26 protein-coding genes and 1 CRISPR repeat array are annotated in these 24,909 nt (G+C 39.8%); of the genes, 7 read left to right on the top strand and 19 right to left on the bottom strand.

Going from position 1 to position 24,909, the window contains the following annotated elements:
• Positions 1 to 2: 2 nt before the first annotated feature.
• The 7 genes from Q0E03_RS07215 to Q0E03_RS07185 are packed head-to-tail and all read right to left on the bottom strand — an operon-like array spanning position 3 to position 5,430.
• Complete coding sequence (locus Q0E03_RS07215; RefSeq protein ID WP_297131022.1) at positions 3 to 353, bottom strand: hypothetical protein; 351 nt, start codon at positions 351 to 353, stop codon at positions 3 to 5.
• Positions 354 to 359: 6 nt separating this feature from the next.
• Positions 360 to 1,361: a phage major capsid protein gene (locus Q0E03_RS07210; RefSeq protein ID WP_297131019.1), complete on the bottom strand. Its 1,002-nt coding sequence runs from the start codon at positions 1,359 to 1,361 to the stop codon at positions 360 to 362.
• A 19-nt stretch (positions 1,362 to 1,380) separates the two neighbouring features.
• The gene (locus Q0E03_RS07205; protein ID WP_297131017.1) at positions 1,381 to 1,740 is read right to left on the bottom strand and encodes a hypothetical protein; all 360 of its coding nucleotides are present in this window, start codon (positions 1,738 to 1,740) and stop codon (positions 1,381 to 1,383) included.
• Between the two features lie 11 nt (positions 1,741 to 1,751).
• Complete coding sequence (locus Q0E03_RS07200) at positions 1,752 to 2,708, bottom strand: hypothetical protein (RefSeq protein WP_297131014.1); 957 nt, start codon at positions 2,706 to 2,708, stop codon at positions 1,752 to 1,754.
• Complete coding sequence (locus Q0E03_RS07195) at positions 2,705 to 3,856, bottom strand: serine/threonine protein phosphatase (RefSeq protein ID WP_297131011.1); 1,152 nt, start codon at positions 3,854 to 3,856, stop codon at positions 2,705 to 2,707. The genes Q0E03_RS07200 and Q0E03_RS07195 overlap by 4 nt, the downstream gene beginning before the upstream one ends.
• A 4-nt stretch (positions 3,857 to 3,860) precedes the next feature.
• A complete protein-coding gene (locus tag Q0E03_RS07190) occupies positions 3,861 to 5,114 on the bottom strand; it encodes a PBSX family phage terminase large subunit (RefSeq protein WP_297131008.1) in 1,254 nt (417 codons plus the stop codon).
• A complete protein-coding gene (locus Q0E03_RS07185; protein ID WP_297131005.1) occupies positions 5,107 to 5,430 on the bottom strand; it encodes a hypothetical protein in 324 nt (107 codons plus the stop codon). Before Q0E03_RS07185 ends, Q0E03_RS07190 begins: the two co-directional genes overlap by 8 nt.
• A 286-nt stretch (positions 5,431 to 5,716) precedes the next feature.
• Between Q0E03_RS07185 and Q0E03_RS07180 the strand changes: the two genes are divergently transcribed.
• Complete coding sequence (locus Q0E03_RS07180; protein ID WP_297131002.1) at positions 5,717 to 6,028, top strand: hypothetical protein; 312 nt, start codon at positions 5,717 to 5,719, stop codon at positions 6,026 to 6,028.
• A 340-nt stretch (positions 6,029 to 6,368) separates the two neighbouring features.
• Here the strand turns inward: Q0E03_RS07180 and Q0E03_RS07175 are convergent, their stop codons facing one another.
• From Q0E03_RS07175 to Q0E03_RS07160, 4 genes are all read right to left on the bottom strand, one after another.
• A complete protein-coding gene (locus tag Q0E03_RS07175) occupies positions 6,369 to 7,337 on the bottom strand; it encodes an ATP-binding protein (RefSeq protein WP_297130999.1) in 969 nt (322 codons plus the stop codon).
• A 9-nt stretch (positions 7,338 to 7,346) separates the two neighbouring features.
• Positions 7,347 to 8,354, bottom strand: coding sequence for a DnaD domain protein (locus Q0E03_RS07170; protein WP_297130997.1), 1,008 nt, complete (start codon positions 8,352 to 8,354; stop codon positions 7,347 to 7,349).
• 135 nt (positions 8,355 to 8,489) lie between these two features.
• Positions 8,490 to 9,368 carry a glycerophosphodiester phosphodiesterase family protein gene (locus Q0E03_RS07165; protein WP_297130994.1) on the bottom strand — a complete coding sequence of 293 codons (879 nt, stop codon included), beginning with the start codon at positions 9,366 to 9,368 and terminating at the stop codon, positions 8,490 to 8,492.
• The gene (locus Q0E03_RS07160; protein ID WP_297130991.1) at positions 9,361 to 10,143 is read right to left on the bottom strand and encodes a nitroreductase family protein; all 783 of its coding nucleotides are present in this window, start codon (positions 10,141 to 10,143) and stop codon (positions 9,361 to 9,363) included. Before Q0E03_RS07160 ends, Q0E03_RS07165 begins: the two co-directional genes overlap by 8 nt.
• A 148-nt stretch (positions 10,144 to 10,291) precedes the next feature.
• Between Q0E03_RS07160 and Q0E03_RS07155 the strand changes: the two genes are divergently transcribed.
• Together Q0E03_RS07155 and Q0E03_RS07150 are read left to right on the top strand one after the other, a co-directional pair.
• Positions 10,292 to 10,561: a hypothetical protein gene (locus tag Q0E03_RS07155; protein WP_297130988.1), complete on the top strand. Its 270-nt coding sequence runs from the start codon at positions 10,292 to 10,294 to the stop codon at positions 10,559 to 10,561.
• A gap of 70 nt (positions 10,562 to 10,631) precedes the next feature.
• Positions 10,632 to 11,474, top strand: a complete 843-nt coding sequence (locus Q0E03_RS07150) for a patatin family protein (protein WP_297130985.1) — start codon at positions 10,632 to 10,634, stop codon at positions 11,472 to 11,474.
• A 9-nt stretch (positions 11,475 to 11,483) separates the two neighbouring features.
• On the opposite strand, the gene Q0E03_RS07145 is transcribed toward Q0E03_RS07150, so the two are convergent.
• A complete protein-coding gene (locus Q0E03_RS07145) occupies positions 11,484 to 12,044 on the bottom strand; it encodes a hypothetical protein (protein ID WP_294799391.1) in 561 nt (186 codons plus the stop codon).
• Positions 12,045 to 12,046: 2 nt separating this feature from the next.
• A complete protein-coding gene (locus Q0E03_RS07140) occupies positions 12,047 to 13,033 on the bottom strand; it encodes a PAS domain-containing protein (RefSeq protein WP_297130983.1) in 987 nt (328 codons plus the stop codon).
• 146 nt (positions 13,034 to 13,179) lie between these two features.
• On the opposite strand from Q0E03_RS07140, the gene Q0E03_RS07135 reads away from it, so the two are divergent.
• The gene (locus tag Q0E03_RS07135) at positions 13,180 to 13,527 is read left to right on the top strand and encodes a NifB/NifX family molybdenum-iron cluster-binding protein (RefSeq protein ID WP_297130980.1); all 348 of its coding nucleotides are present in this window, start codon (positions 13,180 to 13,182) and stop codon (positions 13,525 to 13,527) included.
• Positions 13,528 to 13,537: 10 nt separating this feature from the next.
• Positions 13,538 to 14,416 carry a YitT family protein gene (locus tag Q0E03_RS07130; protein WP_297130978.1) on the top strand — a complete coding sequence of 293 codons (879 nt, stop codon included), beginning with the start codon at positions 13,538 to 13,540 and terminating at the stop codon, positions 14,414 to 14,416.
• 48 nt (positions 14,417 to 14,464) lie between these two features.
• Here the strand turns inward: Q0E03_RS07130 and Q0E03_RS07125 are convergent, their stop codons facing one another.
• The 3 genes from Q0E03_RS07125 to Q0E03_RS07115 all read right to left on the bottom strand — a co-directional run bounded on the left by Q0E03_RS07125 (position 14,465) and on the right by Q0E03_RS07115 (position 18,410).
• The gene (locus Q0E03_RS07125) at positions 14,465 to 15,007 is read right to left on the bottom strand and encodes a QueT transporter family protein (RefSeq protein WP_277658432.1); all 543 of its coding nucleotides are present in this window, start codon (positions 15,005 to 15,007) and stop codon (positions 14,465 to 14,467) included.
• 141 nt (positions 15,008 to 15,148) lie between these two features.
• On the bottom strand, positions 15,149 to 15,748 hold the full coding sequence (thrH, locus tag Q0E03_RS07120; protein ID WP_297130971.1) for a bifunctional phosphoserine phosphatase/homoserine phosphotransferase ThrH: 600 nt from the start codon (positions 15,746 to 15,748) through the stop codon (positions 15,149 to 15,151).
• Between the two features lie 22 nt (positions 15,749 to 15,770).
• Entirely contained in the window at positions 15,771 to 18,410 is a 2,640-nt protein-coding gene (locus Q0E03_RS07115; RefSeq protein WP_297130968.1) for a glycosyl hydrolase family 95 catalytic domain-containing protein, read from the bottom strand.
• A gap of 124 nt (positions 18,411 to 18,534) precedes the next feature.
• On the opposite strand from Q0E03_RS07115, the gene Q0E03_RS07110 reads away from it, so the two are divergent.
• Positions 18,535 to 18,888 carry a molecular chaperone Hsp90 gene (locus Q0E03_RS07110; RefSeq protein ID WP_297130966.1) on the top strand — a complete coding sequence of 118 codons (354 nt, stop codon included), beginning with the start codon at positions 18,535 to 18,537 and terminating at the stop codon, positions 18,886 to 18,888.
• A 355-nt stretch (positions 18,889 to 19,243) separates the two neighbouring features.
• On the opposite strand, the gene raiA is transcribed toward Q0E03_RS07110, so the two are convergent.
• A complete protein-coding gene (gene raiA, locus Q0E03_RS07105; protein ID WP_078767925.1) occupies positions 19,244 to 19,792 on the bottom strand; it encodes a ribosome hibernation-promoting factor, HPF/YfiA family in 549 nt (182 codons plus the stop codon).
• A gap of 170 nt (positions 19,793 to 19,962) precedes the next feature.
• Here raiA and Q0E03_RS07100 point away from each other — a divergent pair, with 170 nt between their 5' ends.
• On the top strand, positions 19,963 to 21,153 hold the full coding sequence (locus tag Q0E03_RS07100; protein WP_297130963.1) for a sugar MFS transporter: 1,191 nt from the start codon (positions 19,963 to 19,965) through the stop codon (positions 21,151 to 21,153).
• 38 nt (positions 21,154 to 21,191) lie between these two features.
• Here the strand turns inward: Q0E03_RS07100 and Q0E03_RS07095 are convergent, their stop codons facing one another.
• Positions 21,192 to 22,424 (bottom strand): nucleotide sugar dehydrogenase, encoded by a 1,233-nt coding sequence (locus Q0E03_RS07095; RefSeq protein ID WP_297130952.1) that lies wholly within the window; start codon positions 22,422 to 22,424, stop codon positions 21,192 to 21,194.
• A gap of 39 nt (positions 22,425 to 22,463) precedes the next feature.
• Entirely contained in the window at positions 22,464 to 23,999 is a 1,536-nt protein-coding gene (locus Q0E03_RS07090; RefSeq protein WP_297130960.1) for a polysaccharide biosynthesis C-terminal domain-containing protein, read from the bottom strand.
• 139 nt (positions 24,000 to 24,138) lie between these two features.
• A CRISPR array of direct repeats spans positions 24,139 to 24,899; the repeat unit is 36 nt; unit sequence ATTGTAGTTCCCTAATTTTTCTTGGTATGTTATAAT.
• Between the last annotated feature and the right edge of the window lie 10 nt (positions 24,900 to 24,909).

Raw genomic sequence — 24,909 nt, 5'->3', positions numbered from 1 at the left:
TATTACACCCCTCTAAAATAAAAGCCCTTGTCTGCAACCAGATGCGATATTGTCGAATACGCATCGTCCAACAGAGCCTTTGCATTTTTCACGGCATTTCCGTCAGGCGTTGAAGTAACCGAAACATCTCCTGCCTTAAAAGATGAGATTTCGCTGTCGTATGAAGCAAGTGCAATCTGATAGTTGGTCTTTGCCGCAACAAAGTATTCAAGGAGTGCCTCATCACCCTCATCATATTCCTTGTCCGCAAAAGGACGCGAATTGATTTTTACAAGAGATACATACTTCTTAGCCTCATCGTCTGACATTCTGCCGATTGTACATAAAATTTCAAGTATATTTTCTGTTTTCATAATGTCTTAGTGTTGGTCAAGAACAACACATGCCGTATCAACAATCTTGTTAAAGCCAACAGTACTTGTTACGGTTGCTCTTTCAATCTGACGGTCAATAAGCTTATCAAAGTCAGTCACAACATCGCCAAACTGTACCTTTTCCAAAGCATAATTTTTATCAAGTGCAACAACGCCCGCTCCGACAATATTTGTGGCACAAGGAACAATTTTCGCGCCAAAAGGTGTAATCATCTTGCCGGTGCTATGAAAGTCAAGACCTGATGCGCCGTCTCGAAATTCGTCCAATTTGATAATTCTTGCCAAAGCTCTTTCCTCAACAATAAGTGTGTTATATTCATAAGGTAAAAGTTCGAGATACAAATTGGCAAAGTCGGTGAACGAAACTTGATTGTTTACAAGTTCTGTTTGGATTCTCGGAGCATCTTCCGTATCCAAGGCTTTAATCGCCTGTACAAGCTGACAAGAATTAATATAATTACCGATTTGCTTGAGCATTACCGCAAACAAATCAAGGCGCTGTGACTTGATTGATTCATAAGAAGCAACAAGTGTTCTGCCGTTCTTTTTAAGCTTTGTAAGGTGCTCCTTTGTCTTGATAACGGTTTCGGGAATAAATGTGCCCTCGTTGATGAAAGAATTTTCAATGTTTTCCGGTTCAACTGATTGGCATTGAACAGAACGATAGTCAAGAGAATCAATCACAGTGGTTGTTGCAACAATCTTATCAACAACATCGTTTTTGACCATTGCTGCCGCAACCGATCTCTTAATATATTCAGGGAACAAAACAGCCGAATCGCTTGTTTGGAAAAATTTTGAAACAGGGTCGGAATTCTGTCCGCTAACCTTGATGTCAAAACGTTTAAGCTGACGCTCATAAGCGTCAAGTCCCTCAAGTTCTGTGCCCTTGTAGTTTTCACTTGGGTCAATTTCTTCAAGCGCCTTTGTAAATCCCTTTTCAGAAGTATAAAGTCCCTTATCTAGTCTTAAAGTATCAAATGTCATATTCTATTTCCTCCTTAAATTAAAGAATTACGCCCGCTCTGTTTTCATTTTTGTCAACCCAAATAACTTTGCGAAGCGGTGCGTCATATGTTGTTGAAGTAGAGTTTTGAAGTGTGCCTCTTTTATTAACAATAAGTCTTGCATACATAGGCAAGCCTGCCCCGGCAAAATCGATTTCGGCATATCCCGATACCTGAACGGTATAGTAGTTATCATTATTGCCGACAACCATTCCGAAAAACGGTTTGTTTGGATCAGCCAAATCAACAGTGCCTTCATCTGTAACTTTTACGAAGTCCCCGATTTTCAATCTTTTCGGGTCATCATATAAGCCTTCCATAGTGATATACTTTGTATCAAATCCATTGTAAGAAATCATATTTTTTCCTCCTAAATTCTAAATTGCGAAAAATCTATCGCCTTGCTCTCAGTTGCTTGTGCAAGCTGAGGCTTAATTTTTGATTTTGATTCATTGCTTCTCATTCCGTCACGAAAACCGATGAGTTCACTTGCCGTCATAACAGCCGTAACGGATGAAAAAAGTTTTGAGTCCATATTCGGAAATGCCGACTTAAACAAATCAACAACTTCCTTTGAAAGACTCTTTTTGTATTCCTCGCCGAGAGCAGCCTCATCCTTTAGCTCCTCGATGTAGGAATTGAGCCTGTTTGCCTCCGATTTTGTGAGGGTAACACCGTCACCCGAGGCAATGTTTTTGATAATATCCTGCATATTTTTCTCCTTTGCGTTTTCAAATGATTTTGTAATTCCCGCCTCACGCTGTGCAGGAACGGCAACAAATGAGAATTCATAGGCATCCCTTGCATTGCTCAAAACATTAAAACAGAGTTTTCCGCCGTAGCTTCTGCCCGGAATATGCTCGCATCTGCCGTGACGATTGTCCGTGTTGCAAATTGAACAAATCGCCTTTTCAACACTGCACGACACGGAAACTTCTTTCTTTATGCCGGCATCAATTTCGTCAATAAGAGCCTTGTTTTCATCATTGTTGAGCATATACGCTCTTGCCTTGAGAACATAAAAATCTTCACCGTCGGCAGTTTTCTTGCCTGCAACCTTTTCGACCCAAGCATCAAAAACTCTTGCCTTTTGATTTTCGGCTTTCATTGAATGGTCAAAAATTCCTGTTTTGCCGACAAACTGCTGTGCAAGTTCGTTGAGAGTTGCCACCGAAAACTTTTCAAAATCTCGGTCAACATCATTGTTGCAAAGGTCAACATTGAAGATATAGACTTCTTCAGCCGACATCTCTCGTCTGGAAAACTTGCCGATTTTTTTCATATCCTCTTCACTCGGAGCACTTTTTTGAATAAAAGCGTCTGTCACTGATTTACCTCCTCTGCTAATTTGTCCGCCTGAGCATTGTAAAGTTTAGCCTGTGCTATTTGGATTTCATCCTGCAAGGTTATATCCGTCCATTGAACATCAACACTTCTGTAAATTCCGAGTGTGGACAAATATGTTTCGCCGATTTTCTTGATAATCGGGGTGACAATTCTGCGATAAGCTTTAAGCTCGGTCGTCAAAATATCTGCCTGCTGTTGACTCATTCTTTCGGTCGTTGACCACGAAAGACCAAACATATACGGCATAAGTCCCGTCTTTGCAATAATCTGCTCAAGCATTTGGCGAACAGGAATTTCGCTGTCCAAGATTTGATTGTCTGCGCCGATAACGCTGACCTTAACATCTCCGACCGCCACAAAATCCTTGATTGTGTCGGTGCTGCTCATAGCGTCTTTCCACGCTTTCGCCATTTGATTGGCACGCTCTTTTGCAAATGCCTTGTCCATTCCGTCACCCTGCGGTTTGTAGGTCACGGCATAACGCAAATTTCCGAGTCGTTGCCAATTTGTGCCTATTGTGTTGTAAATTTTCAGCAAAATATCCGATACAAACGGCAGACCTCTGAGCAAACTTGTGCCCAAGATTTCTCCCGGCTCAGGATTAAGCACCGAGAACAGAATTCGCTCCTGATGTTCAAGCGGTGTCTGACTGTTCATATGACCCGAGCAGAAAATCAAATCCATATCATTGTCTGCCCTTTTCACACTCACACAGCCGAGTTCGCCGTTGTACAAAGCATAAAAACCGTTTTCGTCAGCCACCATTTCGCCGATTGCCGTGCCATAAGTCAAAAGCTGATTCATAAAATTATCAACAAACGACTGTATTCCACACTGATTTCCGCCAACATTTACTGTCGAAAAAAATCTGTTCATATCATCATTTATTCTCTCGTCACCGCAATCAAATTCAAAGCCGCCCATAAGACGCACAATTTTGTTAATTGCACTGTCAATAATCGGCACTCCTTCTCTGATTGAGCGATACACCATATTGTTTGATGCCACAAGCGGTGTGTAACCGCCGAGATACCTAAACGGATGGCAATTTTTACCCGCCGTTTGAACCGAAGCAGAAGCAACGGCATCGGACGGCTCTTTGTTTTTGTTTTTGCCGAATATACTCAAGGCTTCACATCCTTTCTACTGCAACGGAAAACGCACAGTCATCGCTCCTCATATCAAGAACGGTGTTGACAAAATACCGTATGTCGTCCATTGCGTGATCATTTTCTTTTTTTGGTGCGTCACGCTTTATATCGTTATCCCAACGATAAATGGAAAATTCCCTTATCGTGTCGGTGCAAACGGGAGATATAAAAATCTCATTTTGCTTCAAAGCCATGCAAACTCTGTTTATTCCTTTAAGCACATCGTTTTCAGCCTTGATGACTGTAAATTCACCATGGCGGCGTACCGTTTCTATAAACGAAGCTGCCGACGGGTCAACTATCAGAGCCGTTATAGTTTTGTCCCCGACAAGCTCTTTCAGATGACCGTAGTATTCCTCGTCCGTCAACTGAACGCCTTTTTCTCTTGACGAATGATAATATTCATTCACCCTGTACCAGCCGTCCTCGCCTTTGCCCCAAAGACCAAGCGAAAACGGATTAACCGTTCCGTAATCACAGCTTAAATAATATTCGCTGAACGAGTCTGCCGATTTGATATGCTTTTCGGGAGAAAACATCGGATAAACCAATCCGTCTGCGGCAACCCATTTGCCCTCAATAAAGCGTTCATAAAACGCACCTGTATAAAGTTTCTGATATCGACCTTTGATTTTTGGCGAAAGTGAGGGATTGTCGTCCATAGTAAAATGGAGGTAGAGCATATTCTTTTCGTCAGCCTTTTTAATCCACTCATTATAAAACCAATGAAAAGGATGCTCAGGATTACAGTTGAACCAAAACCGTGAACCATCAAGCGAACACCTTGCAAGAGCCTGTCCAACAAACGAACGAGGCATCAACGCAACTTCGTCAAAAAGGACACCGCCCAAGGTCATACCCTGAATCAACGAAGCAGAACTTTCGTCCCTGCCTCCAAAGATGTAAAATCTGTTTTTAACGCTTCCTCTTTGAATTTCGAGCATATTTCTGCTGATTTTCTCCGTCACATTGAAACCAAGCGAATTGAGCATCGGTATCATAGGAGTCACCACATTTCGCCTGAGCGAACTTATAGTTTTGCCACAAAGTGCAAATGACGTGTCATTGAAAGCATAAAATGCCCAGAACACAAACGACAGCGACATACAAAGTGTTTTGCCCGACCTCACGGCACCGTCACAGATGATTCCGTTTTTTGTGTTATATTTGCTGCCGGCACACCACCAATTAAGCGTTTGAAGCTGTTTTTGCGAAAACGGAAAAAACTTAACCATTGCCGACATCCTCAGCCGAGCTTTGAGCACTCTTTTCAAGTGCTTCATAAAAGCTCAAGCCGTTTTCCTGCTTCTCGCCGTCGTTTTCAATCAGCTTTTCAAACGCCTTTATGCGGTCAAAAAATTTGATTTCCATTCCGCCGCCTTTCGGCCGTTTTATCTCGCTCACATTGATGAGTTTCAGTTTTGGAAGTTTCTGCATTATTTCCTCCTCGCTCATAAAAAGGAGTTTCACGGCATCACAGCACGAGCCAAACGCAAGCTCGGTCAACCCCTTTTCAATTTGTTCTTCAAGCGACATCTTTTTCTTCACCATTTCATCACCTCAAGTCGATATTTTGAAAGTGTCTGTTGACCTGTCGTCACAAAACCCTTTCACCTATAGGCTGAAAACGGCGTTTTTATTCACCGTTTCTGCATATTTCACCCCAAAAATCGCAAAATAAATTTGTTTTTCTTCATTCATTCAATCCAAGCGTATATCCCTGCAAATCAGTAGGCAATGTTTTCAAAGAAATATAAAGATTTTAATGTTTTTTATACAAGCCTGTTGTAATGTAAAAAATCAAATGATATAATCATAAAAAAAGGAGGTGACGCCCGTGAAAGAAAAAATGCAAAAGCTCATAGAAAAATTCAAAAGCTTCTGCGATTGGATATGGAGCGAATGTAAAGATTGGCATACGCTTGTGCTATTCATTATTGTAGTAGTTATTATGTACACACCTGTGTGGGGCGGCTACCTCATCCACCTTATATTCAAAAAATCGTGGGGCAGTGTTATGGCAACGGCATACCTTGCTTTCTGGGCGGGTCCGTTCACTCCTTATTTTCCGCTGTGCATTGCCATCACCCTCGGCATAAAAAAACTGGTTGAAAAAATCAAATCAAAAAGAAAAAAGACAAGTGACTGATCACCTGTCAAATAAAAAAGCCTACTTTTTAAATTAGGCTTTCAGCGTGTCAAAAAAGTGTTTTCGACACGCTAAAGGCTGTTGAGAAAGTTTCTGAATTTCGTTTTTTTGCGAACTTTGCTGTACGCTGGTACCGCTTGTTCGCAAAAAACGAAAAACGCCAAAAATGCTGTAAGTTCGATACTTACAGCATTTTTTAAACCCCACCGTCAACACTTCGTGTTGCCACCTCCCCTTGCGTCAATGGGAGGCATAATTCGGTTGATTATATTTGGCGTGTTTCAGGAGCTTTATCGACAATCTAAAAGCCTACTTTTTGAAGTAGGCTTTTTACTTTATATTATAAATTTCTGATATCGTTACCGATAAAATAGAATGAAATATATTCTCCTGTGAGTCGGCTTGTAATACGCTTGTCGTATTTTTCCTCAAGCCTGTCAAAGGCATAATTCGTTGAAATGATAGTCGGCTTTCCGGTGAGCAAACGGGTGTTGACAATATTATATATCGTTGCAATGCTGTACTGATTGTCAATTTCCGTGCCCAAATCATCAAGCACCAAAAGGTCACATCCGAGCACCTGATTTTTGGTGTAATTAATATTGTCGGTTCTGCCAAACTGTTCGCTCTGCAAATCATCACAAATATTTTGACTTGTACCGTAGCAAACGCTGAATCCCTTGTTAATAACAACATTCACAATCGCAAGGCTCAAATGAGTTTTGCCGAGCCCTGCACCGCCAAAGAAAAACAAACTCTTGCTGTTGAGCGAAAAATTCTGTGCATACTTTCTGCAAGTGTCAAAGATTTTTTCGGCTCTTTGACGAGGGACAATCGCATTTTCCATAGGCTGTTCACTATAATAACCAAGTTCAAAATTGTCAAAAGTGCACTTGTCAAGAGGTGCAAAGCGGCAAACCTCTTTTCGCATCAAATCTTTTAAAACCTGCTTTTGACATAAACACATTCTACCGTTGATGACGCCCTTGTCTTCACAAGTTTCACAAACAAAATGCGGTTTCATTGCATCCTTTGAATAACCGTTTTCCATGAGCAGCCTTGAACGTTCCGCAACAAGTGCCTCACTTCTTGCACGAAGTTCCGCAAGTTTTTCATCCGTGTTTTGCTTGTAGAAAAACAACTGACTGATTTCTAAACCGATTTGCTGAAGTCCCGATTGAATTTTTTTGATTTCGGGGATTTCCTCTTTTATCTGCATAGAACGCATATCCGCCTCCATAACAGCGGAGTCGTGTCTTTTTTCAAGTATTCTCTTTGCCTTGTTGTACATTTCGTTTGAATAAGCCATAATTATCCTTTATATATCGTAATTATCATTGAGCATTGCACGACGATTGATTTCGTCAATATCATAAGTTTCATCAATGGCAGATTTGCCTTTTTGCTCTTTTTTTGAATGAAAGTCCTTTTCCTCCTCGGCAACAGCCTCAGGAGTGAATATGCCCTTTTTCTTCCAATTTTTAAGCACCGAATCAACATATTTCAATGTTGGCTTGTCGGTGTTTTCTTTCATAATATCACAGGCAATCGTAATCATCTGCATATCAAAATCCTCGCTCCAACGACTAATCATTTCTCGTTGCTTAATAGTAGGATTTCTGTGCTTGATTCCGCTGATTGCCACAATCTCGTTCCACAGCCTGTCAGAAGCTTCAAGCATACGCAATCTTTCATCCGCAGCCTCAAGGGTAACAATCCCCTCCTCGCTCCAATTCTTAGCCATAGCGCCGATATACGAAGTTCCGATTGCTCTGCCCTTTGCCTTTTCGGTCTTGTAGTATTCCAAAATAACAAGAACAACATCACACGGAAGCCCATAATACGTCACCATATTTATAACAAGTTCCTGCTCGATATGGCTGATTGTTCTGCCGAAAACCTCCTGAGCGTGATGAATAAGCTCTGTCAACTGACTATTGTCCCTGCACATAGTAACAATGTCGCTCGGATTAAGCTTCGGAACAGGAATTGACTCTTTGACCTTGACGGCTTTGACTTCTTCCTTTTTTTGTGGTTCTGTAACAGGAGCAGTTTCCGCAAGCGGTTGAGAATTGACAACTCCGTCACACGACAAAATGCCTTCTTCAACCCAAAACTCCAAGAAATCAGTTGCATCCGCCTCGGTGCACCCAAGAGCCTTTGCAACAAATTTGCTGTCGCACGGTGCATTATTCGCCAAAATGAGCAACAATGCCTTTAGTTGATATTCACTTGCAAGTTTTATGTAATCTGTTGCGATTTTTTTCGGCACGGCAACCATTCCATACTGCCAAGCGTTGCCAACAGGTACAATTTGATACTGCATTTTGCCCACCTCTTTTCAAAATAAACAATAAAATTATTTTACCAAAAATCCGCCTATTATTCAACCACAATATAAAGGGGCACTCATCCGAGCACCCCACTATATATAAAAGTAAAAATATTATAATCTTGATTATTAATAAGTTATGCAATCAGTCGTAATATATCTTACTCCAAGGTCAACAAGTTTTTTCATAACCTCAGGGTCATCAATAGTCCATGCACCGACAAGATCAAATTCTCCGACACATCTTTTTATCATATAAGAATCAAAATCATAGTTCTTTTCCTTATTGCCGTTAAAATCTATACCGCAGTTGTATATTCCCTTTGCAAGTTCAATATCTTCTTCTGTAATTTCCTGCACAAGATACATCATATCATTATCGCAAAGTTCACGAAGTTTTTGCAAATCTGTGATTTTGAACGATATAAATGTCACCTTAACATTAGGATATTGGTCGCAAAGGTCAATAATTTCTGTGTAGTATTCCTGATTGTTTTCTTCTTTAAGCTCAATAACAGCCTGCATTTGGTACTTGTCGCAAATTTGCAAGAATTTTTCAAGAGTACAGATTTTAAGGTTTGGATATTGGTCAATGTTAACGCCGTTGTCGGTATTGGCATTTACAAGTTCCTCATAAGTTGCCTTTTCAACAAACTTGCTTATGTCCATCATTCGATATGTTGACCTGTCGTGCTGAACAACCCAAACACCGTCTTTTGTACGATAAACATCACATTCAGCGGCTGCAAAGCCTGCCTTGCCCGCTTCTCTGAAAGCAGGAGCCGTATTTTCGGGAGCAACGGCTCTGAAGCCTCTGTGTGCAACCATAACAGTGTAATCGTCAGCAATATCTCCGGCCGAAGCTACTGTGTAATCCTTAACCTTGCAGTATTCATGCAATGCAACTGCACCGCCGGTAACAACAAGGACAAGCAAAAATGCCAATATGCTCAGAATTATAATCAGCGCTTTTTTGCCCTTGCTCATTTTCTTTTTTGCTTCACTCATTGGATTTTTCCTCCTCATTCTTTTTCGGTTCAAACTTTAGTCTTTGACTGTCAACAGGTTCAAAGACATTTTCAAAGCTCCATTTTCCTTTTACCCCTTTTGCCATTGCACCAATGACGAAATGAAGCTTCGCAATACCAAAATCAACACTTTTGTCAGAATACGGCTCGTCAACTCTTCCGCTGAACACGCCGTTTTCATATCTGAATTTTACAGGTCGTCTGTTAACGGCAGACGGTCCTTTTTCAACAAGCGAAAGTCCGTAAGCATACGCCTCAGGCAATTTTGCGTCACACGCTTCAATCATATCTTGATACGATTTGTTATTTTTGTGAGTTGCCTTGTACATAGTCTTTTCTACAAAAGAATACTTATCCTTTGGATAACCGATTGTAATAACGGCATATATTCTTTTCTCTGACGGAAGTTTGATTGCCTCATACACCTTGTTTTCGTTATATGTGCCGCCGACCCAGCAAGTGCCCAAACCGTGATAAACACATTGAAGCACTATGCTTTCGCCATAATATCCGCAGTCCTCACGAACCTTTTGGCTGTCATCTCCGGCAACAACAATCATACTGAATTTGCCGCTGAAAATTCTGAAAAACGGGGTCGCATCGTCTATGAATAAAAAGTCAAGACCTGCTTCCTCGTTGACGGCATCAACCATCTGCTTGATGACATCCTTTATTTCCTGCGACAAATGCTTTTGCTTATATGCTCTGCGAGAGTGTCGATTTTCTATTGATTTGATATACTGTTCGTTAGTCATAGCATCACCGTGTTCATTATAACATCAAAACCCAAAAAAGTATAGTGGTTTTTAAACATATGAATATAAAATTAATTTAAAAATTCTGCTATTGACTTTATCATTTTCAAATATTATAATGATTATATAAATCAAGGAGGGGTCACCTATGAAATTTAAGAAATTTGTTAAAGTTATCAGCGTAATTGCCGCTATCGTGGCGCTTGCAGCTGCTGCATATGTTGCAATCCAAAAGCTCACAGCAAAAAAAGAGCCTGAGTATTTTGACGACAACGACTTCTTTGAGTGCGACAACGATATTGAAATCGTAGATGCAACAGAGAAAGTTGAAGCTGAGGAAGAAGCTCCAAAGGCTGAGCCAAAGAAAAAAAACGCTCCAAAAAAGAAGACTGCAAAGAAAAAGGCTGACGCTGAATAAGCAATATTATAATAATCAGAGAGCAACGATATAGAATTGTTGCTCTTATTTTTTACTGAGGTGGCAGACTATGTACAATGTAGGTTTGGTTCTTGAAGGCGGAGGCAATCGTTCGATTTACACGAGCGGCGTGCTTGATGCTTTCATTGAAAAGAACATTGAATTTCCGTATGTAATCGGTGTGTCGGCAGGCAGTTGCAATGCAACATCGTTCATTGCAAAGGATTATCGCCGTCAGCATGATATAATTATAAATTACTCAAATAACAAAAACTATATGGGGTTCGGCAACATATTAAAGGGTCATTCGTTTTTGAATACCGACTGGATTTTCGGCGAGCTTGCATATGAGCTAAAGCCACTCAATCAAGAGGAATTTGACAAAAGCAAGTCGGTGCTCTGTGCGGTTGCAACAAACGCTCAAACGGGCAAGGCAGAATATTTTTATCCAAAAAGTATGCGTGACGGCTGTGAAGAACTGAAAGCAAGCTGTTCGCTTCCGGGTGTTACAAATGGAGTCGAAATCGGCGGAACAACATTTTTTGACGGCGGTCTTGTGGATTCGATTCCGCTTGAAAGAGCATTTGATGACGGTTGCAAAAAAGCTGTTGTTATTCTCACACAGCACAAAAGCTATGTCAAAGAGCCGATGAACCCAAAGGTGCAAAAGCTATTCAAAAAGCATCCGAAAATCGGTGAAGCGGCAGTTAGCCGCCATATTATGTACAATGCTCAACTTGAATTCGTTAAGCAATGCGAAGAAAACGGCAGGGCGCTTGTTATTCAACCGAATACACCGCTTCAAACCACATCGCTTGAACGAGATCTTTCCAAACTTGAGGCAATTTATCAACTCGGCTACAAGCAAGGTCTTGACCGTGCCGATGAAATAAAAGCATTTTTAAATGATTAAAATATATATTCATTCTTTAATCAACACATAGCTGTCTGTGTCAACTTTCAATTTAATGCTTGTGCCGTCCAGCATTCCACGCATAATTTCGTTTCTGATTTGATAATAAACGGAGCTGTCACCATTCCAATACTGTGAGTGAACATCGGCTGTTTCCTTAAATTTGAGCGAATTAACATCGCTGCATACAATCATATTCACTCTGTCGCACGGCATACCGTTTACAAAAAAATCATTAAACGCTTGATATGCGTTTTCTGCGTCTGTGTTTTCGTTCAGGCTGTTTTGCCTGCCGAAATCATAGGCGACTTTTTTTATTTCATCAAGGGCATTTTCATTTTCGTTCATAATCACAGATACAAGACTTGCATATCTTGTTTCGGCATCCGTAATTTGCGATTGCAGCCAACCGTGAATGTTGCCCTCATCTATAACTTCTTCAAGCGGCAGCAATTGCTTTGTATATTCGGCGCCTTTGTCGAAATGCTCGGCAATCAACGAGGTTAACGCTTCCTGATTTTTTATTTTATCATAAAGCCAAAAATGGACGGGGCCCAAAAACAAACTCATTTTCATTCTCCTTTTGTAAAATAATTTTTTGCAAAGGTCATATTTTGCACAAACTCCGCAGTACCGATATAATTACCGTTTTTATCACGCACCGCACGATAAGTTATACACATAGGCATACTCTTTTTCTCACTCCAAACCTGAACTTCATTGCGTTTGCCCGATTTAAAATCGGCAATAATGGCCCTAACCATTGCTTCAACCTTGGGCGGATGACACGAATAAACCTTGCGTCCGAGTGACATTTGCGGACGCTTAAAGAATTTTTCACCGTTATCATTGTAATAAGCATTTGTGTCATCAACATCAACAAAGGTTATCTCCATCGGAATTGTGTCCATAAGTGCTTCAATTTGTTCAAGCGAAAGACTGCCTGTCGGCATATTGATTTTATCGGTAAAGCCTACCACACTCTTCGGCAAATCCTTTACCTCATCCCAAGTTTCTTCCTTTATTCCGAACGCCGAGTCATAAGAAAATCGGTCACGGTAAATGCCGTGCCACTCCTCGTCGGTAAAATTAACCGCAGACACGGGGAACAGCACCTTTTCCTCCTGCTTTATCATTTGGGTGAGCCTGCCGAGAAGCATTTTGAAATTTTCTTTCCATTCTTCCCCACGCTCAACATCTTTTGCAAGAGCATTAATATCGTCCCTGATTTCATCATCCGTGGTCCACATAACATCGCTCGGACCGGAAATTTCATACTTCACCTTTAAAAGCGGATAGAGCAAATCTCCCTTTTCGGCATAATGGATTGACACATCACGAATGTCATTAAACACCTCGTCAAGTTCCCAACCGTTGTCAAGTGCCTTGTGTGCTTTTTCAATAAGACTTTTAAGTGCCTCGTTTTCTTTGCTAAGAGTATAAAGCGGATGACCGACGGTATTAATCAATTTTTGTGCAAGCTCGTCTTTTTTTGAATAATCAACCTTAGGCAGGGTTTTCAGTTTTTCCAATGATTTGTTTACTTCTTCAATGCTCATAATCAAATTTCCTTTCTGTACAAAACTATTATAACCAAAACAATTAACAAATGAAACAGCGTATATAATTTTTTTACAATTATCCACCTTGTTAAAAGTTGCAAAATAATGTATAATCAAATAAATAATCTAAGCGAGGGAAAATTATGATTATAGCAGTAACTTACGACAACGGAATGATTAATCAGCATTTCGGCAAAACACAGTATATGAAGATTTATGAAACAGATGAAAGCGGCGAAATCCAAAAAGTTCACCTTGAAAGTATGGGCAAGCACAGCCACCACGGAATTGCAGGCTACATCAAGGAAATCGGTGTAGACATCCTCATTTGCGGAGGCTTGGGACAAGGTGCGGTTGACTCACTCGAAGCCGCAGGAATCACAATTTACGGTGGCAACACAGGCAACTGCGACTCTGCCGTTATCAAATTTTTACACGGAGAAATGAAGCAGAACAGTCAAGCTAACTGCAACCATCACCACGACTCATAAAGGACGACTGATGAAATACCTAAAGCAAATCAAAATCAAAAATATTCTTATGCTCACCGTTGCCGGAATAATCAACGCAATAGGCGTCACAATGTTTTTGGCGCCCGTAAAATTATACGACAGCGGAATATCGGGCACTTCAATGCTTCTCGGTCAGTTGACGCCGGAATGGATGTCGCTGTCGCTGTTCCTTGCCGTGCTGAACATTCCGATATTTTTGTTCGGCACGAAAAAACAAGGCTGGCTGTTTACGGTTTACGCCGTGTATGTAGTTGCAATTTATTCGCTGTCAGCGTGGCTGATAACCGATGTTTTGCCGATTGATGTTTCGTTTTTGTCGCCGTTTGCAAAGGACGATTTGTTCCTCTGTGCGGTGTTCGGCGGACTCATTTCGGGTGCAGGAAGCGGTATTGCAATCCGCTACGGCGGAGCTATGGACGGCATAGAAGTTTTGGCAGTTATCTTTGCCAAGAAGCTGTCGCTCACAGTCGGAACTTTCGTGATGATATACAATGTTGTTCTTTACATCGTTTGCGGTGTCATCTACCACAGCTGGATTTTACCGCTGTATTCGATAGTGACCTACATCGTTGCACTTAAAGTTATCGACTACATTGTTGAGGGCTTTGACCGTTCAAAATCAGCAATGATTATCACCGATAAGCACGAAGAAATTTGCGAAAAACTTTCAAAGCAATTCGAAAACGGAATCACATTTTTTGATGCTAAGGGTTATTATTCCGACAGCGACAAAACCGTGATTTACTTTGTGCTCAATCGATTTCAGATTGGCAAAATGAGAGAGATTGTTCATTCGGTCGACCCAAATGCTTATATCTCAATCACCGAGGTTGCCGACATTTTCGGCGCAAAACAAGAAAAAAACTGACAAAAAATGCGTATGCCTGTTCGCTCCAAGCATACGCATTTTTTTATTTTATTCCGGTTTTTTGATAATCTTCTTGTGAAGATTGTTTTTGATAATCACAAAATAGAGTGCCGTGCCGAGAACCGCCATAACTCCAAGCTCACCGAGAGCAACACATCCGCCCTGTGTCAAAAATCCAACGAACTGAAAGTCGCCGTCAATGAAGAAATGCTCAATCTCCCAGCCGATGATTACGCCGTTCCAAATTGCAGGCATAAGCATTGCAAGAAGCGGATATTTGCCGACCTTAACCTCTCTCAAAAAGTACATACAAGTAACCGAACCGAGGGTTGCAAGCGAGCCAAAAATCATATCGAGCGGCAAACCCTGTCCGATACTTGCAAGGTTAGAAACAATACAGCCGAGCGTAAGCCCCGGAATTGCCGCAGGAGTGAACAATGCCAAAACATTGAGTGCCTCCGACACCCTGAACTGCACAGCCATTGTTGTTGAGCCGGGCAAAATGATTGTTTGCGCATAAGTCAGCGCAGCGTACATAGCCGCAATTATTGCAGTCTGTGCAATAAAAGCATTTTTCTTTTTGATACTCATTAAATTATCTCCTTAGTTTTGTTTTTAGAAGCCACAGGATGTGACTGGTCAGGATTTTGCGAACTGACAGGAAGATTATAATACAATAAGCCACAAAAATCAAGTAAAAAAAGGTGCATCATTTTGATACACCTTTTTATCTTATAATGCTTTTTTGATTGCGTCAAGAAGTTCGCTGTACTCCTCATAAGCAGGAATATTAGGATAATCCTTTTTGATTGCGTCGGTTGACTTGAACAAAAATCCTGCCTTGCTTGCCTGAATCATACCAAGGTCGTTGAAGCTGTCGCCACTTGCGATAGTATCGTAGCCGATTGACTGAAGTGCCTTAACCGTTGTGAGTTTTGACTGTGGACAACGCATCTTGAAGCCTGTGATTTCGCCGTTTTCGGCAACTTCAAGAGTGTTGCAGAAAATTGTCGGCCAATCAAGTTTTTTCATAAGCGGAGTTGCAAACTGCTCAAAAGTATCTGACAAAACGATAACCTGTGTGATTGTTCGAAGTTCGTCCAAAAACTCCTTTGCTCCCGGCATAAGGTCGATTTTTGAAATAACATCCTGAATTTCCTTTAAGCCCAAGCCGTGCTCCTTAAGAATTTTAATTCTGTAATTCATCAGCTTGTCATAGTCAGGCTCGTCACGGGTTGTGAGTTTAAGTTCCGGAATACCTGTTTCCTCTGCGAATGCAATCCAAATTTCAGGAACAAGCACGCCCTCCATATCCAAACAAACAATGTTCATAACATATCCTCCATATATAATTTTAAAAATTAACTGTTTGTGACACTCCGGCTTTTAGGTCGAGTGTTTTTTCTGTATCTCCGTATCTAACCTTAATCTTTTGGTCAATATCGGAAGTGATTTTTGCTTCGACAATATCGGAATCGGCATCCCAAGAAAGGCTGTCGACAGTTGCCCTTGTTCTTGCTCTGATTCCCTTGATTGTGCCCTTTTCAAACCCTGTCGGAAGTGCAGGTAGGAACTCAATCTCACCCTCGTTTGAATAAACAAGTGCCTCGTTGATTATTCCGAGATAGCCGATAGCAAAGTCTGTGCAATAGCAACTTCCACGGTCGTAATCGTGATTTGTCATAAGCGAAGCATATCTTATTTTATGATTTTGAAGCTTCAAGAGTGCATCGGTAAGTGCCTCGCTGTCCTTAAGCCTTGCCGCAATTAGTGATCGATGAACAAGTGCATGCGAAGCCTCGTTTTCACTCTCTCTGTTTGCGATAGCCTGCTCACAAGCCTTTGTGAGTTCCTCGTTATGCTGTGTTTCAAACAGAGGCCATGCACAATAAAGATGGCTCAAATGTCTGTGTTCGTTGTTTTCTTCAAAACTTGTGGTTGCCCATTCTTTGAGAGCACCTGTTTCATCATACAAATACGGCGGCAACTTATCCATAAGGTTTTGCCATTTTTCGAAGCTCTCCTCAGGTGCAACATCAGCCATAACAGCCTTTAACATTTCAAGATTATTTCTGCAAGCCGAAATGTCAATAGCACAGTTTGCATCTGACGGGCTGTCATAATTTGACGGATTGTTTTCAGGAGAATATGACGGAATTATGCAATATGTTTCGCCGTCATTCAGCTTTGTTTTGCCTTTTTCGTAATGAATTCCACCGTCTTTATCGGTGTAATATTCAGGAGTCAAAAGCTGTGCCCAATAATTTGCCGACTTGGTAAGAAGAGGCAATAAAATATCTTCTTCGAGCATCATATAGTCCTGCTCTTTGTATCTTGCAATATCATCATTGTCAATCGAAAGCACGGACTTCAACTTGTTCAAATCGAACTCGTCAGAAAGCGGAATTTGAATATTTCCGTAAGTTTGCAAGGTTTCATATAAAGGCTCGATCATCCAAGATGTGCCTGCGTTCCAATATCTGAACGGATAAGGATAGCAAGTTTCTGTGATAACCGCCTTGTCGCCGTCGGTGTTCACCGGTGCTTGAATAGCGTCTGTAAAGCCGTGAGTCGCCTTTGCGTTTTCCTCCCAATCAGAAAGCTGACGGAGGATAAAATATGTATATCCAATCGGAGATGACGAAAGGTTGCCCGTATTCATTGAAGAAGTCTGCAAATTCACATTTGCGTCCATCGTGTACTTGCTTCCCCAACCTGTGTTGAACTCGCCTGTCCACATTCCGTACAGTCTGCTTGTGGAATATCCCGAACAGCAGAGATATGCGTATCTGCCTGCATAATATGAACGCTGTGCAAGTGCGGTAGAAAGCTTTTTTTCGCCTTTTTGCTCTTTCAAAAGTTCGTCATTTGATTTGTCGCTGTCCTCAAGTTCAAGAGTAACCGCATCAAACTGCGGCTGATAAATCTCAAGATGATTTTTCAAAGCCTTGTTGTAATCAAAATCTTTTTTTGTGCTGTATTTTTCCCCGATAGCCTTTGCCTGTGCCGTCAAATTGTCAACAAGTTCATAACTGTCCTTGTCCTCAAATTCATCAAAACTTCCCATATCATAGGTTCTGTCGCTGATTGTGATGAGATAAATATTCTGTGCATTGCTGATTTTGATACCGCTGTTTTGACCACGGAAAATATCTTCCTTGTTCTTCTTTTCAAGCTCGATTTTTTCCTTTGTGCCGTCGGTCACAACATAGGTAGTTGTGGCATATCCGCCGTTTTTCAGCTCGCTGTTTTTGTAATTAGGATAATGTGCAACAAGCGAAATCGTATTGGCATTAATATCAACAACCTTTTTGTATTCCATATCCGCTTCACTACCATCGCCGAAATTCGCCATGGTCGAAAGGTCATCAAGTGTCAATGTAACATTAAGTTGAGCCGCCTCCGACGACTGCGACAACTTTGTTATAACCGCACCGTCTGCCATTGAGGTGAACGAAGTTCTGTCCCAAGTGCCGTTTTCATCCGTAAATCTCACACCGACCTGCGAAGATTCAAAATCTGTATAACGGATGTAATCTTTTGCACCTTTGCCGTCCATAGAAATACGGAGTTGGCCGCCCGGGTGAAAGCTGTATACTTCATCGTAAGACGCATCGTCCGTTATATCTTCACCTTTAACGATGCTTTGCTTAACTGTTTCAAGTTCGTTTGAGGTATCGGGGCATGTACGAATATTTTTGTTAGGCATAATGAAGTGCATATTTTGAAAAATAAATGTATCCTCATATGGCGAACCGCTCTCGACAAATCCCTGCAAGCCGTTGCCGGAAACCATACCTTCACGCCATGTTTTGGTTTTGTTCTTACTGTTCTCTTTTAATTCTTTATAGTCAAGACTGTACGAAATTTTTGTGCTGTCCGTAAATATTTCCTGAACAGCACTGTTTTGTGCCTGCGTTGCACCACAACCCGCAAGGCTCACGGCAATAGCACCACTGAGCACAAGCGCCATTATTTTCTTTAACTTTCTCACAGCAATCCCCTTTTTTCATATAATTTATATTTTATTATACCAAAGTAAAAAATGATTTTCAACCTTTACAACCGATAAATGTAATGTTACAATTATAATATAAAGTATAAAAGGAGTAATCGTTATGACACAAGAGCTTAAATATAAAATTATAGACAAAATCAGAGAGATGATTTCTGCACCGTCCTGCTGTCAGGAACTCAAAACAAAGGCTGATGAATACCTCGTTGCTGTCGGCACAACAAGAGAGGACAAAAAGTTCAGAGAACTTGTTGACGAAATCAAGGCAGACATCATCCCCGTTGACGCAATGGTTGAGTTTATGGCTTCACCGCAGGCAATGGAAAAATTCGGCGAAGAAACCGCAAAAGAATTCCTTGCACACGCAAAAGAACTTCAGGCAAAAGGTGAAAAATTCTGCGATTGCCCTGCCTGCTCCGCCGCACAGGAAGTCCTCAAACTCATCATTTCAAAATAAACACGCTGTAGACTGTTGAGAAAGGTTCTGAATTTTGTTTTCTTGCGAACATTGCTGTACGATGGTACCGCTTGTTCGCAAAAAACAAAAAACGCCAAAAATGCTGCAAGTTCGATACTTACAGCATTTTTTAAACCCCACCGGCAACACTTCGTGTTGCCACCTTTACTGCGTAGACGCCCCCTTTTGTCTGCGTTGCAGACATTTCCCCCGATTAACGGGGGAATCACCTTTTAAAAAATGGGAGGCATAATTCGGTTGATTATATTTTGGAGTGGTTCAGGGGCTTTATCGACAGTCTAAAATACGATGCAGTCTCTCGACCGCATCGTTTTTTTAAATTAATCATTATGAATCAGTCACAAACGAGAACGCCGTAACCGTTTTTACGCTTGTAAACTATCTTTGTTTCGCCGTCAATGCCGATATACACAAAGAATGTGTGTCCGAGCATTTCCATCTGAACGATTGCTTCATCGTCCGTCATTGTGTTTGGTGTGATGTGCTTAACTCTGTTGACATCGACCGAATCATAATAAACTTGGTCGAAATCATCCATTGTAACATCTTCATCCAAATCATCAAATGCAGTTGCGATTTCATCAATTCCGCCTTTGCGTTTTTTGTCAACAAAGAAGGTCTTGAGCTTGCGAAGTTTACGCTTCAAATCATCAACCGCCATATCAACAACCGGCTCAATGCGGTCTGCTCTTGCTTCACCTCTGATGAAAGAACCGACATTTTTCACCGTAATATCACATTCGTATTCTCCACGCTCCTTGCTGAGCGTAACATCAAATGTTGCGTTATCCGGCAGCATTCTTTCAATTCTCTTGAGTTCCTTTTCAATGCCGTCTTTTGCGCCCTGCTTCAAATCGAAGCCTCTTGCTGTAATGTTAATCATACTTATGCCTCCATTCGAACAATAGTGAGAGAAATATCTTTCCTCCCTATAATCATTATACCCTGTATTATAAGCTAATAAAAGTATTGTAAAATTCCTTTTTTATGATATAATAGAATTGATGTGTGTATGACAAATTCACGCATTATTTTTTTAAATAAGGTAAAAATATGAAACAGAATTTCAAGTCAACCGTCAACGCTTGCTTCACGGCGTACATAGTTCAGGCAATAGTCAACAATTTTGCACCGTTGCTGTTTGTTACTTTTCAAAAAGAATTTGACATTCCGCTGTCGCAAATTACATTGCTGATTTCTTTCAATTTCACGGTTCAGCTTTTGGTTGATTTGCTGTCGGCAAAGGCAATCGACAAAGTCGGCTACCGCACATCAATGGTTTTGGCACATTTTCTGTCGGCACTCGGTCTGGCAAGCCTTGCTGTACTGCCGTTTGTATTACCAAGTCCGTTTATCGGTTTGCTGATTTCGGTTATGATTTATGCAGTCGGAGGCGGAATTTTGGAGGTTTTGGTCAGCCCGATAGTTGAAGCGTGCCCAACCGATAACAAGGAAAAAGCAATGAGTCTTTTGCACTCGTTCTACTGCTGGGGACATATGGCAGTCGTGCTGTTAAGCACCGTGTTTTTCAATATTTTCGGCATCGAAAATTGGCGAATTGTCGCCGTGATTTGGGCGATATTACCAATAATCAACGGTATTGTTTTTGCAAAAGTGCCAATAGCAAACTTGATTGATTCGGGCGAAAAAGGTATGAGCATAAAAGAGCTTTTCACATCAAAGGTATTTATAATTCTGTTCATAATGATGGTTTGTTCGGGTGCAAGCGAGCAGGCAATTTCGCAATGGGTTTCAACTTTTGCGAAAGAGGGGTTGGGAATTTCCAAAACGGTCGGTGACCTTGCAGGACCGCTGTCATTCGCACTGTTGATGGGCACATCACGAGCACTATACGGCAAGTTTGGGGATAGAATTCCGCAAGAAAAATTAATCCCGATTTCGTGCGTTGTGTGTATCGGAGCGTATTTGGTTATATCGCTTTCACCGATACCGGCGCTGTCGCTGATAGGTTGCTCAATCTGTGGCTTCTGCGTGGGCATAATGTGGCCGGGAACATTCTCGATTTCGTCGGCAATGCTAACCAAAGGCGGAACGGCAATGTTTGCATTGCTCGCACTCGGCGGCGACCTCGGATGTAGCGCAGGTCCAAGCCTTGTCGGCTTTGTGTCGTCAATGGCAAAGGATAACCTAAAAGTCGGCATCCTCGTAGCCACCCTCTTCCCGCTAACCCTCCTCCTCAGCACAAAACTTCTCCCCAAATCCCCAATCAAAACCAAAGCCTGACTAAATTGTCAGGCTTTTACTTTATCAATATTATATTTTTAATCTCTAAAAAACAAATCACGTGTATAAACTTTATCTTTAACGTCATCTAAACAAGAATCATATCTATTAGCTATAATTGCGTCACTTTGACTCTTAAAAGCTTCAAGATCATTTACAACCTTACTTCCAAAAAATGTTGTACCATCTTCGAGTGACGGTTCATAAATAATTACAGTTGCACCTTTTGCTTTTATTCTTTTCATAACGCCCTGAATCGAGCTTTGGCGAAAGTTGTCAGAATTTGATTTCATGGTTAATCTATAAACGCCAACAACGACTTCTTTTTCAAGTTCTGCGCTATACTCTCCATTTGCTCCATATCCCCCTGCAATTTCTAATACTCTGTCGGCAATAAAATCTTTTCTCGTTCTATTGCTCTCTACTATTGCAGACATCATGTTTTGAGGAACATCAGCGTAATTCGCAAGCAACTGCTTGGTGTCTTTCGGCAAACAATATCCACCATATCCGAAACTCGGATTATTATAGTGATTTCCTATTCTTGGGTCCAAGCATACGCCCTCTATTATCGCTTTCGCATCCAGGTTTTTCATTTCGGCATATGTATCTAACTCGTTAAAATACGATACTCTTAAAGCAAGATAGGTGTTAGCAAAAAGTTTAACAGCTTCCGCCTCGGTACACCCCATAATCAATTCATCAACATTAGGTTTCAATGCAGCATCTTTCAAAAGCTTAGCAAAGTCATTAGCGGCTTTTACAAGTCTATCATTATTCAAATCTGTTCCAACAATAATTCTGGAAGGATACAAATTATCATAAAGAGCTTTTGACTCTCTTAAAAACTCAGGACTAAAAATAATGTTTTCATTTTGATATTTTTCTCTGATTTGTTCCGTATATCCAACCGGAATAGTAGACTTAATAACTATAATTGCATTTGGATTAACCTCTATAACCGTTTCTATTACGGTTTCAACAGCAGAAGTGTCAAAAAAATTCTTTTTACTGTCATAGTTTGTAGGCGCAGCTACAACAACATAATCAGCGTCCTTATAAGCATTTAGCGCGTCTAACGTTGCTGTCAAATTCAATTCTTTTTCTTTCAAATATTTTTCGATATAATCATCCTGAATCGGTGATTTTCTATTATTTATCAATTCAACTTTTTCAGGAATTATGTCAACAGCAACTACTTCGTTTTTTTGTGATAACAGCGTAGCAATAGAAAGTCCGACATATCCTGTTCCGGCAACAGCAATTTTCATTTATTCTCCTTATCTATATTATATAACTTTTTAGCTAACTTACTTTTTCTTAAAAAACATTGACAGTGTATACTCAAACACAGATTTATCAAAAGCAAAAACTACTATTAAAAGAATTATCAATGAAACAACAGCTGTAATCAAACAAGTTAAAAACCACAATCCCCAAGAGTTCATGCCAATAAAATGATTGCAAACAGTGCCGATTGAAACAACCATACCGATAACCGCTATCAAAACAGTTGTACTTTTTACAGTCTTCATTATTTTTCTTTTTAGTATAAAGCGATTCACATATCGAATAAACATTATATCAACATATAAAAATGATATTATCGTTCCAATCAAAACGCCATATATTCCACATACTTTAACAAGAATAACAGATGCCACAATATTTATTACAGCTTCGATAATAGCATAATTCTGCGTTTCTTTAAAATGTCCAACCGCAGTTATAATAGTCAATGACGGAATTCTTACACTTGCCAACACAGCAACAATAACAAATAACAACCCCAATTTGTTATCAACATAATTAATCCCGTTTACTTTATTCATATATAGATTTATAAAAGGGCAAATAGAAAATCCACATATTCCAAAAATTACCCCTATTATGTAATAATATAATCTTTCATATTTATTATAAACATCACATATTGTTTTTTTATCGCCATTGCTAAAAAGGTGGCCAAAATTAGCCATAACAGCTTTTGACAAAGCTTGCGAAAGGAAGTCGCTGATATTAGAAACAATCATATTATAAACGCCATAGACGCTTACAGATGCATATCCAATAAAGCTTGACAGCACAATGTTATCTGTATTATTAACAACTAAGTTTGTTATTTGATGGACTAAAACATTCCAACGCTTTTTTCCAACACTAAAATTTGGTTTGATGCTTTTATCAAGATACGTATATGTTCTTCTAACATAAATACTAATAATAATTAGCCTTGTAGTATATACAATAGCGGGAACAAGTTGAATAATAAAAACGCTTAATTTTAAATATATAAATACAATTCTCAATGTACCTTGTAAAAATATACCTACAGCATTAATTAAATTGATAACGTATAGTTTTTTATCTGCCTGCAACAAAACCTTGTATTTGCTTGTAAAAAAATACTCAACAGTATTAGCTATTCCCGAAATCAGCACCAATGCAAACACGAACCAATAATCTAATCCGTCAGAAGCCAAAAGCGGGTATAAAAATGCAACTGCAAAAACCAACAAACTAAACACAAGTCCTATCTTATGATAGAATATTGCAATGGCATTTAAATCAGCATTAACTAATTTATAATCTTTCTTTTCAAGAGGCGAATACAAACTTTGTACCGAGGCTGACCCTATTCCCGATTCAGCAAGGGTAAGATATGAAATTAAACTGCTTATAGTATTAGTCAAGCCATGAATTTGAGGTCCATAATAATTAATCAATAATTTAGGAACAATAAAGGCAAAAGCAATCGTCAATATTTGCGTAAATGTAGCAAACAAGACATTTTTTTTAATATTGCTTTCTTCTCTCATAACTTCACCGTTTTTATTATTTAACATAAAACTTTAACAATTATATCTTTCTGTTAACATTAAATCAAATTTGATACAATTATATAATATACTTTTATGTCACACGTGTCAAATTTAGTTTAACAGATGCAAAACGTTTTTAAGAAAAAATCTTTTTCAATCTATAATTATGCTTCCCTAGTTTTTCTTGGTATGTTATAATAATGATATGTACTTTAAACTTAATATTTTGATTGTAGTTCCCTAATTTTTCTTGGTATGTTATAATGAAGTTCTTCCCGACGGTTAGGGTAGTTCCATTGTAGTTCCCTAATTTTTCTTGGTATGTTATAATTTTTGTTGACAAAGAAGGGAAGAGGGTACAATTGTAGTTCCCTAATTTTTCTTGGTATGTTATAATCTCGAAAACAAATCCCCTATTTTATTTAAAATTGTAGTTCCCTAATTTTTCTTGGTATGTTATAATTTCGTGTATATGCTCTTTCCCAGCATAGACATTGTAGTTCCCTAATTTTTCTTGGTATGTTATAATTATATGTATTCCTTGATTTTCGTGACCGTATTGTAGTTCCCTAATTTTTCTTGGTATGTTATAATTACAAATATCAAAGAATAAGAGATATAAGAATTGTAGTTCCCTAATTTTTCTTGGTATGTTATAATACTCATTTTCTCTACCTACATAACCGCGCCATTGTAGTTCCCTAATTTTTCTTGGTATGTTATAATGCCCCGGTATTAATTATCATTGAAACGGCAATTGTAGTTCCCTAATTTTTCTTGGTATGTTATAATACAAAAGACAAGAGGCACAACGCTTTTTATATTGTAGTTCCCTAATTTTTCTTGGTATGTTATAATCCATCACATTTGTAATCGCAGGTGTTGCAAATTGTAGTTCCCTAATTTTTCTTGGTATGTTATAATATGGGAACAA

The organism is uncultured Eubacterium sp. (assembly GCF_934525195.1).
In the GTDB taxonomy this organism is placed as follows: domain Bacteria; phylum Bacillota; class Clostridia; order Oscillospirales; family Acutalibacteraceae; genus Eubacterium_R.
This window is presented reverse-complemented; position numbering and strand designations above follow the sequence as displayed.